The sequence below is a fragment of the Bacillus sp. H1a genome (genome assembly GCF_000633475.1).
In the GTDB taxonomy this organism is placed as follows: domain Bacteria; phylum Bacillota; class Bacilli; order Bacillales; family Bacillaceae_G; genus Bacillus_A; species Bacillus_A paramycoides.
The window spans coordinates 1-11053 of sequence record NZ_AYMH01000060.1 but is presented as its reverse complement, the minus strand read 5'-3'; the positions used below and the strand labels follow the sequence as shown (position 1 = coordinate 11053).

Genomic DNA, 11053 nt, shown 5'->3' with positions numbered 1-11053 from the left:
TTCATTATTTAGCAATTATTTATAAAATTATCATACAAATGATCTGTATATCGAAAATAAATTGATGTGCAGATCATTTGTGTGAGCAAAGTCCCTTTAACATTATTAAGGGACTTTTTTAAATTTCTACATACTTGAGGTTCTATCACATCAACATCAAGTTAAAAGCACTTTTAAAATATTAAAAAGTGCTTTTTATTTATTATAAATACGAATGTAAACTTTTAAATATTAGTTTACATTCAAATACCTTTAAACATTGACTTCTCACCGAATCCCCTGATATCTTCAAAATACACAATAAAAGTATACATTCAAAACACTATAAATAAAGAGGTCGGAAATCCATGAACAAAAAACCACATCTCATTGATGTCCAACCCATCCGTAGCAAAGAACAGATCGAAGATATGAAATGGGCTCTTAAACGTCATTGCTCGGAACAAGATTATAACGTGATAAAATTTGATTTTATAAAAAAATAAATTATATCCTTAAAGGTACACAATTACGAATGGTTTTTATGTATTTCAAAAACGTAGCACGTACCACATTTATTTAACTAAAAATAAGTAAATAGTGTTCGTTTGTTTTGCAATGGTAATACTATTGGTAATGCATTAGTAACGTTCCAATGAGAATAACGGTAATATTACCGTTTCGTTAGATTAGATCTTATTTACTAATGCCAAGTTATAGGTACCAAAAAAATGTGTGTTCTTGGACTTTTACTTGCGGGGCTTTTTATTAAAAATAATACTTATCATTCTTTATCCTTGTCACCGATTGTGGCGAATCTTTTTCCATAAAGAAAAGGCACTTAAATAAGTGCCTTTTCTTTACCAGTAAGTAGATCAGCAAAAGCAACTACAGCCAATAATGATTAGTAAAATGAACAGTACAATTAATAAAGCGAATCCGCCACCAAAACCACAGCTGCCGCAACTACCACCAAATCCCATAACAGTCCCTCCTTTTAGGTAAGAGGGGAAACAACCGGGTCACTCATGCACTTCAATGGATTTACATTAGTTTATAATTTTAGAAAATATGTGAGCAGGTCCTTTTAAAAAAAGAGTTGAGGAATCCTACTTCCAAAACTCATACCACTTCTTATCATTGTTTGCTGCGATCATCTTCTTTACTTCCTGAACTTCCCTAATCGTTTGCATGAGCATCTCATCTCGTCCTTGGTTCTTCACTATGTCTACGCTACTATTCATCGCTATAAGCTTCTGGGATTCCTGTAGCGATTTCATAGCGTTCACTAACTCTGATTCTCTTTGCGTGAATCGCTGGTCTTGCTCTGCTAATCGTTTGGTTAATTCTTGTAGTAATTCATTTTGTTTTTCAATAACTTTACTCTGCTCCTGGATCATTGCTTGTAGCGCTGTAGCGTTGAAATCGGGTTCTTCATAGCGCTCAACTTCATGCCGCTCTAGTGGCAATACCTCAACGCCTTGATACCATGATACTATTTGCTTTGTGGCATTTTCTAGTGTCATATCTGTGTCGTTCTTTAGGTTTATAATCTTACGGAACACCATTACATCACTTTCTCTATACTTCCTATGGCCACGTTCGTTTTTCACGAAGGTATAACCCTCTTTTTCTAACACATCTGCATACTTACGTAATGTGCTAGATTGGATACCTAATTGCTCTGCCACATCGCCAGGACTATAAAGCGTCTTCATAGCGTTTCACCTCAAAAATATATTCGCTATAGCAATGATATACCCTTTTTCCTAATAATTCACGTATTACTTGTTTTCATTTTCACCTTCCATAATCTTTACATAGATAATGTATTTAATTTATATATCAAGCTTAAATCTAGAGACTCGTTATTTTTTGATACTATCATCAAAATCTTTTTTCTATATACAAGATTTTATGCAAAAAAAGAATAGCGAAGATCCCTAGAATCCCCGCTATATCAACGATGTATAAAATCTTGTATAAGAGATAGATAGACATAAGAACAAAAACCCTCATAAACACAAGATTTCTTTACAAATTTTACTACTGATAATTAAGAATTATGTAAATGAGCAGTCCATATGGACTGCTCATTGTATTTTGTGCTTAGCATGTTTTCTTTTCAAAATGCTGGTGGTACCCCTCATAGGGGTTGTCCACTATTTAACAATTGGAACATGCAGAAAGTAATTGATAATCGATATAGCTAGGGTCATAGTAAATGAATTGGTTTCCGCCTAAGTTTAGCCATCCATTTTGTTCGTAAAATACTTTATAAGCTTCGTTATGATGTAATGTTCGAATCACATTGCCACTCATAGAAGGTTGATCTCGTAAATTTACATTATCGCCTGTAATTGTAGCAATCCCTATATAATTACAGTAACAAATATAACTAGAATCATAAAAAACAAATTCATTCCCACCTAGGTTTAACCAGCCATTTTGTTCGTAAAACACTTTATAGGACTCGTTACGATGCAATGTTCCAATGACATTACCACTCATAGAAGGTTGATCTCGTAAATTTACATTATCACCTGCGATAGTAGCAATTCCTATATAAGAGCTATTAGGTCCATTGTTGTTATTATTCCCGTTATCCAAATCTACATAGGATATATTACAATCGACATTACTATTAATGCCTTCTACACTTCCGGTATCTGTGTATTGCCAAATATCACATTCCATTCCTGCACCTCTTGGGTTATAACGTGCAACCCACAATAAAGTATCTTGTAAGCGTGAAACGTTTAGACTATTTTGAAAGAAATATAAATTGCTGTAAACGCCGGTATTTATATACCCTGCATCTTTCAATTCTGTTAAAAATGCATTCACAGCATCTGTTAATGTATCAGGATCTAAATTTGCATCATTAACTTCTATATCGACAAATACAGGTGCAGTTAATGTTACACTCTGTAAATTTTTAATGAAGAAAGCAGCCTCTTGTTTTGCATCATTAACAGAGATTGCCCGAAAAAAGTGATAAGCTCCTGTAAGGATGCCAACACTATTTGCACCATTAATATTGTATTGAAAGGTTGGATCGACAAAATTTGTGCCTTGCTCAGAACCTTCTGTTACTTTTGCAATCATAAAGTTTACTTGATTTGGATCATTCTTTACTTTATTCCAATCAATATTTCCCTCATGATGACTCACATCAATTCCAAATGACATGATATAACACTCCTAATTCGTTATACTACTTTATATTCTCAGTTTATTAAATTGTTAATAGATGTATATGGGGGCTTACATCATTTCTACTATTTTGGGTGATATTACAGTCTATCAATTAAATCTTCTAAATACATTGAATCCAATAATAGTACGTTATGTTAACCTCACATGCATATGATATACAGTTCATTTATGTAAAATGAACTATACAATTTTTATTCTTAACTGTCTGCTGATACCTAACACTCTATAGAAAATAAAAAATTAAATTAGTAAAAGAAACCATACTTAGTAAAATCAATACGAATACACTAAATTAGAATTCAAAATTGATAGAACTTAGGGACGCTAGGAAATTTCTATAAGAACTAGCTAATATTTTGAATTCACTTCATATTAGTAGGTGATAATATATGAAAAATAATCAAACTAATGAAGAAAATGATAGTCAGGAACAGAAGGTAAACACAAAAAAGTCGTGTGAAATCGGACCTATAACTCCAAATAAGCGTCGTAATAAGGCTTTTCAAATTCGTTTAAAAGCAGCGAATTTCCAAAAAAAACAACCTCTCCCGAACCATGTATGTAATGGTGACGAAAACTTGTATCCCCAAAAAATAGGTAACTTCTCTAAAGCTTTGCTACACAATCAACTCGGTGAAGTTAATCTCAATGCTTATAAATCTTTAATTTATGCATTAGAGACAGGTAACTCGGACAATTTTGAGGATATCCCTCTTGGTGGGGTTGTGAAGCTTACCGATCCTCAAGCTGCCTATGCATTCGAACTGGAAGGACCTGATAGTCATCATTTGGGTATTGCTGTACCACCAGCCTTTAGTAGTGCCTGGGAAGCGAGTGAGATGGCTGAGCTTTATTGGAGAGCATTGACGAGAGATGTATCTTTCACAGAATTTGACATCAATCCACTTACCCTCCAGGCTGCTTCTGAACTATCAGGATTTTCAGAATTTCGAGGACCTAAAATCAATGGAGTAGTCACTACAGGTACTCTTTTCCGTGGAAATACAACCGGTGACCTTTGTGGACCTTTTATTTCTCAATTTCTTTGGAAGGATATTCCTTTTGGAGCTACAACGATTGTTCAAAAATGTCGTACTACAACAGCTGGAGACGATCACATGACCACATATGAGAAATGGTTGAATATTCAAAACGGATCGAAACCGACTACATCAAATGTATTTGACCCAACTCTTCGCTATATCCGAAATGGTAGAGATTTAGGGGAATGGGTTCACCGAGATTTTTCCTACCAAGGTACTCTCGATGCTTGTCTAATTTTGCTCAGCTTTGGACAAGCTGCATTAGACTCAGCTAACCCTTATCTGAATTCGGCAACACAGGTTGGCTTTTCTACTTTTGGCGCCCCACACATTTTAGATATGGTAACTCGAGCTGCTCAAGCAGCTCTAAAAGCTGCTTGGTTCCAAAAATTTTTGGTTCATCGCCGACTTCGGCCTGAAGAATTCGGAGGACGCGTCCACAACACCAAGACGGGTACCGCCAGCTACCCAATTGACTCAGAATTATTAAACTCACAAGCGATTTCCAAGATTTTTGACAAGTACGGCACTTATCTGTTGCCTATAGCTTATGCTGAAGGTTGTCCGACTCATCCTGCCTATCCTGGAGGACATGCTAGCTCTATTGGAGCTGGGGTCACTATGCTAAAGGCGTTCTTTAACGAATCATTTGTAATTCCTAATCCAGTTGTAGCTAGTTCTGATGGTCTTTCATTACTACCATATTCAGGGGCACCTTTAACCATTGGAGGGGAATTAAACAAACTTTCCTCCAATATCACCCATGGGCGCGATACTGCCGGTCTTCACTGGCGCTCGGATGGAGTGGAGGGTCTAAAGTTAGGAGAAGCAGTCGCCATTGGAATTCTTCGAGACTATAAAGCTACCTTCAATGAGAATTTTAATGGTTTCTCTCTTACCAAGTTTGACGGAACTATCATAACAATCTAATCTGAAAGAATCGATAATCCTAAAAACAAATAATTAAAATTCATTACTAAAACAAGCCACACATGTATGTAGGGCTTGTTTTTTTTGCTTTTGGGCAAGAGTGCTGGCTGGGGGTTTGGGGGTTAGCCCCCAAGAACTTAGCGTTATATAAAATATTGTATAAAAGAGAATTTTGTTCGGATGAACTAGCGGTTCGGCTCGTATAATTGTTCGTCCAGGCCGAGAACCCATTTGCTTGCTTTTGGTCTATCGGCTTGGCGAGAAAAGCAAACGAGCCGAAAAAAGTTTTGCAAGGACAGAATTAAAAAGAAAAGGCGATAGCCTTTAGGTGAGGATGAACGAACCGACTTTTTGATTCTGAGGGTGGAGATTTTTGAGTGTTTTTCTCAAAAATACGACCCGTTCCTTTCGGAACTTTTAGCCTATATATATAGAGTGAGAAGAGAGAGAGTTTTAAAAGTGGTATTAAGGGTTGATATAACTAGGTTTATAACGTTTTTCGTGTGTATCGAAAACAATACACATTCGTATCGAAAACAATACACACGAAAATGAGTAAAAAAATAAGATTGACTAATTGTCAATCTTAAAATAATTTATCTGGTAACTCTTTCAATATTTTCATTTTCATAGCTTTATAAAAGATTGCTTTAAGTGCTTCATTTACATTATCCTTATCTCCTGCATAAATAATATGAGGATTTACAAATAATGAATAAGCTTTTGCATTATTTCCTTCAATTCCACTTTCAGCTTTCGCTAATATCCCTTTTTTAACTAAAGAATTTACTGAAAGACTTGTATTTGCTCGTGTTAATCCAATTTTTTTTGCAAGTCCTGAAATATTCAATGGAACTGGATTTTTTGATTTCACATCATCAACAATACAGTTAGAATTAAAAGCAATCGAAGAAACAATATCAATTAAAAATGCTTTTTCTTTAGCCGTAAAGTATTCCCTTTCCCTTAAAAACTCATAATTACTTTGCAAAATTTGAGCAAACCTCACTTTCGACTGGGGACTTTTTTTAGTACCTATGTAAAGCTCTTTACCAGTAGCTTTAGCCATAGTTTCCATAGCTTTTTCTAATTCAACTTCTGAAACATTATTATATAACTCTCGAATTTTTTCACTTTCAATTTCTAGATCTCTTTTTCTAGCATTTCTTTCAGCTTGTCCAAAATCTACAACTTTTGTCATAAAATAATTCTCTCCCTTAGTGGAAGGAATCAACTAACCTATGCTACAATGTGTATAGAATAATATATTAGGTTGATTCCAACCTGAGTATAAAAAACCGCCTGTCCGCCAAGACATTGGGCGGTTTTTTCGTCTATCTCTATAATAACATAGAATCCCTTACTAAAGATTCCCATCTACAACATTCAATCCTCTCTTTCATCATCATGTAAAACCATGTTATAGACAGCTAGATTCAGATTTCACTCTTGAAACGCCTCAACATACTGTTTTAACGCTTCCTTTTTGGCTTCCCTATACTTTGGTCGTCTTTGCCTTCTCCAATCGCTACAACGAGTTCTCGTTGCTCATATGTCTTTTCGTATTTATGTATTTTGTCATAGTAATCCTTAATCTTACGGTCATTCCATTTTTGTTTCTCCTTATACTCGTCCACTGCTTATTGAAAGACATCCTTGTATACACTTCGGATATTCTTTTGAACAAAATAAAGTGCCACCACTTCCTCTAGATTAATTGATACAATAAGTCTAGCAAGGCGACGAAATTGTGTCAATTGACGTAACCCTATACGTATTTTGACGCTTTTGCATCAAAATCAATAGGGGTCTGCGACGCTTGTCGGCGTTGCCGATCCATGCTTAGCATGGAAAAATCAACCTTGGACTCTGTCCAAACCTGCTGGGGAACTCTTCCCCAGACCCCCTTAATCCAACTCCCCAACCCCTCAAATCCTTGAGGGGCTCCCTCGCCGGTTGGCAGGCCAAAACGGTGAACGTTTTGACAATCCAAGAGGGTCTTGGTGTAGTGAATATGTCAATTCCTTAATGCTCCTTCACTCCGCTTCGCTTTGTTCGTCCGCTTACCATTGACATACGCCATATATTACTAAACTGCACAAAATAGATTATCTACAAAAGAGTCCAACAATTATGAATAGTCTGGTTTATTTTTCTAAATTTTTCTATATATTTACAATTAATCCCCGTTCTGTATACTTTAACTTTATAAGGAATTAAAAGTATTACATTGTAGGTACCATAAAATTGATTGAAGAGGTGTAATAATGAAAACTATTAAAAATCGCCCTGAAGCAATTAAAGGAAACAGTTCTTATTCAGTAGCAGATCACTCTGGATTACCTATTAATTTCACTAATACTAAACAATTATGGGCAACTAACAATGAGCCAGGATTTACAGAAACTAATCCTCTTGCATATTTTCCAACTCAATTATCAAATATGGACAATGAAATTCAATCAAGTTTTAAAGAACTCTCATCACTGTTTAAAAATCTACCAATGGATCCATATTTACAAGATGGAGCAACTTTCAGATATCGTCGTTTTGGAAGCTTTAAACTAGATTCACATAACCCATTCAATGAACCTGAAATCCTTCCGCATAGACCATTTTTCCAAAGCTCTAAAATTAATAAGTATGCAGGTGATATAGCGCGGAATTTTGCACCTCTTGAACAAGAAATGATTGAAAATCTATATTTAAAAACATTCATAAAAAATCTTTTTAACATGATACCAACTCACGAACGTATCAAATCTCCTTTTTGGGAAGTCGAAGTACATCCAATTCGTGTTATAGGTAGCGCAGAAGAAGAAGGACATGGTGCACCTGAAGGTGTTCATACTGATGGCCATTCTTTTGCCTCTATCTTACTAGTAAATCGTGAAAATGTAAGTGGTGCAGATTCAATATTTGCTGACATGGATAAAGTGATTTTTTGGCAAAATCCTCTACTTAATTCTGGTGATACTGTATTATGGGATGATGCTCATTGTTTACACGATGTTACACCAATTACTCCAACTGATATAACTAAGTTAGCAATTAGAGATGTTATTAGTACATCTTGGAATCCTTTAAATAAATAAAATTTTATCCATATAGAACTACAATAATAAAAAAGAACCGCGACTACTAATAGCGGTTCTTTTACTTGGTTTTATATTCTATTTTATGTAAAATAAATTGAAAATGATATATATAGATAAAAAACTACTTATATCAAAAATAAAGAGGGGGGAAGAAATGTCTCGTAAATTATACCTTGCGCTCATTATGTTAAGTCTTATTTGGGGAGGATCTTTCTATTTTTTCAAGGTGTTAGTTGCAGATTTTAATCCTTTAGTTGTAGCATTTTTACGTTCAACTTTTGGAGTTATAACACTTATTGTACTTATACCATTTTTCCGTAAATCTTTTAAAGGGAAAATCCCATTTATACCTTTAATTGCTGTAGGAATACTAAATACTGTAATTCCATGGACACTTATTTGTTTTAGCGAACAAAAAATGACTAGTAATCTAGCTTCTGTTTTAAATGCAACTCAACCTTTATGGACAATGATTTTAGGGATTTTATTTTTTAGTATACGTTCTAATCGTAATCAACTTATAGGTTTATTTATTGGATTCATAGGTATTTTAATTCTTTCAGATATACATCTATCCAATATTTTTTCAGTAAATTCTTTAAACTTTTTCGCTATGTTGACAGCAACTTTTTGCTACGGTTTAGCTACCCATATAACTAAACGCTATCTTAAAGAAATATCCATGTTTCAAATTTCTTTAGGTACATTATTAGTCGGTAGTATATGTAGTGGTTTCATAGTTTTATTATTAGAAGATCCAATTCAAATTTTAACTACGATATCATGGCATCATATAGGCGCATTAATTGGAATAGGTGTATTTGGATCAGGTATAGCGTATTTGCTTTACTTTTATTTAATTCAAAAAGGAAGTCCAGATTTCGCTTCCATATCTACATATCTAGTACCAGTATCAGCAATTTTCTGGGGATATATTCTTTTAAATGAAGTTATAAGTTGGAAATTAATCATTGGATTAATTTTTATACTAATGGGAGTTTATATAACTAATCGTAAAATCAAGTTAAATGTTCCTATTAAAAATCTACAAAAAGAATCCTAAATAATCAGGATTCTTTTTGTATTTTCCAAAGTAAACTTTTGAATATTTGTTTACATAAAATAGAAAGAAGCTCAAACTAAAAAAACAATCTAATTCGGTCTTCTTTTTATTTTAAATTCATTAATGATTGCTTTTTTCACATCACTATAAAATACCATTATCAGCATTCCCAATATAGTTATAAATAAAGAAACTCCTTCAATACCAATAAATATCCCTATAAATATAAGAGCAATACCTATAAAAAAGCCAAAATCATTTTTATCCTCATCGTCCTCACACTCATCCTTATCCTTTTTATCTAACTCCTCTCTAGCATCCTCTGATCCCTTTATTAACTCATCAATTGTTACTTCATATAATTCACTAAGTAAAATCAAATTATCAATATCAGGATAACTTTTATTACTCTCCCATTTATAAACAGCTTGTCTAGTCACTCCAACCTTTCGAGCCACATCTTCTTGTGAAAAGCTTTTTGATTCACGAAACCTTTTCAATTGCGAACCTAAATTCATATTATTCACCTCTAAGAAATCATTACATATAAACCCCTAATCAATAAAGAAACCATTAATCTAATACATGTAAACTAATGGTTCACACATTAAAATCCCTACTAAATTACCCTCTACATTCAATTAATACAATGTTATCAGAAACTAAAAAAAGAATCCCATAAACATAGGACTCCTACCTAAATTCAATTTACAAGGGTACATGCCTTATCAAAATCTATTAATCTAGCATATTGTATAAAGGTAACTTTAAACCTATAAAAAAGTTGCTATGGAGGCGAATATAAAATGGCATCATTTGAAATTGGAGCAAGATCTCTTTTCAATTTTCGAAACCAACGTTTTTTCTTATTAGTTGAAGATGAAATTACAATTCCAAATAAAGGTGTAGAAATTGATCCAGTTAATATCTACGAAATTGACAAGCAAACTTTCAATTTTATCAGAGATGAAGGAGATACACCTGTAATTGTACCAGTTGATACACTTCCAACTGTACCGCCTGGATTTAAATTAGAACGAAAATGTATTTTCACAGTCGATAATTCATACTTTGTAATATACGATTTAGAAGATGGAACTGATAACAACGTCCTATTAAGAATCAGTGCAGCATTATTTAATTCATTAAGAAATTCTGGTGTTCGTGAATGTTTTCCTCAAAATTTCATTTAAGAAATTATATGAAAAAGAGTCCTAAATTAATAGGACTCTTTTTTGATGATTTAAAAGTAAACTTTTGAATAGAAGTTTACTTTCAAAAGGAGTCTGAAAGGTATTATGTATAGTTTGTTCACCTCAGGTACAAAAAAAGAGCCTTACCTCTGTAGGTAAGACTCCACTATTATAGTTATATATATTTACATAACAATTAAGAAACTGTAAACATATAACACCAAGCATATAACAACAAGAAGCAGAACCCTAACATTCCGCCTACAGCTAATACCTGTTTAACCCAACTCTTGAGTTTCAGCTTACTATCAATCACTTGCATTATTTCCATATTGTTTCCTCCTATTAAGGAGAACCCTTAAAGACTCTCACCTTGCTATGGTACCATTTTTGTCTAAACGTATAAATATGCAATATTGCATATAGAAATGTATTGTTATAAATGTAAGCGCTTACTATAATAAAGGTATAAAGATTCACCACATCTTAATACGAACAAGAGGAGGAAATAATATGGAAATCGCAATG

The 11053-nt window shown here is 33.7% G+C and carries 10 protein-coding genes and 2 pseudogenes; 5 read left to right on the top strand and 7 right to left on the bottom strand.

All coding sequences use genetic code 11. The annotated features are described in order from the left end of the window. Positions 1-347: 347 nt before the first annotated feature. Positions 348-452 (top strand): annotated as a pseudogene (locus tag U860_RS34150) (integrase); the annotation flags it as partial. Positions 453-854: 402 nt separating this feature from the next. Here U860_RS34150 and U860_RS34145 read toward each other — a convergent pair. The 3 genes from U860_RS34145 to U860_RS0124740 form a co-directional block, all read right to left on the bottom strand. Then, positions 855-962: a YjcZ family sporulation protein gene (locus tag U860_RS34145; protein ID WP_076855920.1), complete on the bottom strand. Its 108-nt coding sequence runs from the start codon at positions 960-962 to the stop codon at positions 855-857. 126 nt (positions 963-1088) lie between these two features. Further along, positions 1089-1697, bottom strand: coding sequence for a DUF3967 domain-containing protein (locus tag U860_RS0124745; protein ID WP_025150620.1), 609 nt, complete (start codon positions 1695-1697; stop codon positions 1089-1091). 448 nt (positions 1698-2145) lie between these two features. Beyond that, positions 2146-3171: a GH25 family lysozyme gene (locus U860_RS0124740; RefSeq protein WP_025150619.1), complete on the bottom strand. Its 1026-nt coding sequence runs from the start codon at positions 3169-3171 to the stop codon at positions 2146-2148. 416 nt (positions 3172-3587) lie between these two features. Between U860_RS0124740 and U860_RS0124735 the strand changes: the two genes are divergently transcribed. Next, complete coding sequence (locus U860_RS0124735) at positions 3588-5171, top strand: vanadium-dependent haloperoxidase (protein ID WP_025150618.1); 1584 nt, start codon at positions 3588-3590, stop codon at positions 5169-5171. 586 nt (positions 5172-5757) lie between these two features. On the opposite strand, the gene U860_RS0124730 is transcribed toward U860_RS0124735, so the two are convergent. Both U860_RS0124730 and U860_RS34135 read right to left on the bottom strand, forming a co-directional pair. Next, positions 5758-6372 carry a hypothetical protein gene (locus tag U860_RS0124730; RefSeq protein WP_025150617.1) on the bottom strand — a complete coding sequence of 205 codons (615 nt, stop codon included), beginning with the start codon at positions 6370-6372 and terminating at the stop codon, positions 5758-5760. A 245-nt stretch (positions 6373-6617) separates the two neighbouring features. After that, positions 6618-6865 (bottom strand): annotated as a pseudogene (locus tag U860_RS34135) (mobilization protein); the annotation flags it as partial. Positions 6866-7438: 573 nt separating this feature from the next. Here U860_RS34135 and U860_RS0124710 point away from each other — a divergent pair. Both U860_RS0124710 and U860_RS0124705 read left to right on the top strand, forming a co-directional pair. Then, on the top strand, positions 7439-8266 hold the full coding sequence (locus U860_RS0124710) for a 2OG-Fe dioxygenase family protein (RefSeq protein WP_025150616.1): 828 nt from the start codon (positions 7439-7441) through the stop codon (positions 8264-8266). Between the two features lie 157 nt (positions 8267-8423). After that, positions 8424-9332: a DMT family transporter gene (locus U860_RS0124705; RefSeq protein WP_025150615.1), complete on the top strand. Its 909-nt coding sequence runs from the start codon at positions 8424-8426 to the stop codon at positions 9330-9332. Positions 9333-9421: 89 nt separating this feature from the next. On the opposite strand, the gene U860_RS0124700 is transcribed toward U860_RS0124705, so the two are convergent. Next, entirely contained in the window at positions 9422-9850 is a 429-nt protein-coding gene (locus tag U860_RS0124700) for a helix-turn-helix transcriptional regulator (protein ID WP_025150614.1), read from the bottom strand. A gap of 288 nt (positions 9851-10138) precedes the next feature. On the opposite strand from U860_RS0124700, the gene U860_RS0124695 reads away from it, so the two are divergent. Beyond that, positions 10139-10525, top strand: a complete 387-nt coding sequence (locus U860_RS0124695; RefSeq protein WP_025150613.1) for a hypothetical protein — start codon at positions 10139-10141, stop codon at positions 10523-10525. Between the two features lie 196 nt (positions 10526-10721). Here U860_RS0124695 and U860_RS36920 read toward each other — a convergent pair whose 3' ends face one another. Beyond that, positions 10722-10856, bottom strand: a complete 135-nt coding sequence (locus U860_RS36920) for a hypothetical protein (protein ID WP_269431834.1) — start codon at positions 10854-10856, stop codon at positions 10722-10724. Positions 10857-11053: the final 197 nt, after the last annotated feature.

Coding starts and splice junctions, on each gene's coding strand:
- U860_RS0124735 (WP_025150618.1), top strand. CDS start 3,588: ATGAAAAATAATCAAACTAATGAAGAAAATGATAGTCAGGAACAGAAG.
- U860_RS36920 (WP_269431834.1), bottom strand. CDS start 10,856: ATGGAAATAATGCAAGTGATTGATAGTAAGCTGAAACTCAAGAGTTGG.
- U860_RS0124695 (WP_025150613.1), top strand. CDS start 10,139: ATGGCATCATTTGAAATTGGAGCAAGATCTCTTTTCAATTTTCGAAAC.
- U860_RS0124710 (WP_025150616.1), top strand. CDS start 7,439: ATGAAAACTATTAAAAATCGCCCTGAAGCAATTAAAGGAAACAGTTCT.
- U860_RS0124700 (WP_025150614.1), bottom strand. CDS start 9,850: ATGAATTTAGGTTCGCAATTGAAAAGGTTTCGTGAATCAAAAAGCTTT.
- U860_RS0124705 (WP_025150615.1), top strand. CDS start 8,424: ATGTCTCGTAAATTATACCTTGCGCTCATTATGTTAAGTCTTATTTGG.
- U860_RS0124740 (WP_025150619.1), bottom strand. CDS start 3,171: ATGTCATTTGGAATTGATGTGAGTCATCATGAGGGAAATATTGATTGG.
- U860_RS34145 (WP_076855920.1), bottom strand. CDS start 962: ATGGGATTTGGTGGTAGTTGCGGCAGCTGTGGTTTTGGTGGCGGATTC.
- U860_RS0124745 (WP_025150620.1), bottom strand. CDS start 1,697: ATGAAGACGCTTTATAGTCCTGGCGATGTGGCAGAGCAATTAGGTATC.
- U860_RS0124730 (WP_025150617.1), bottom strand. CDS start 6,372: ATGACAAAAGTTGTAGATTTTGGACAAGCTGAAAGAAATGCTAGAAAA.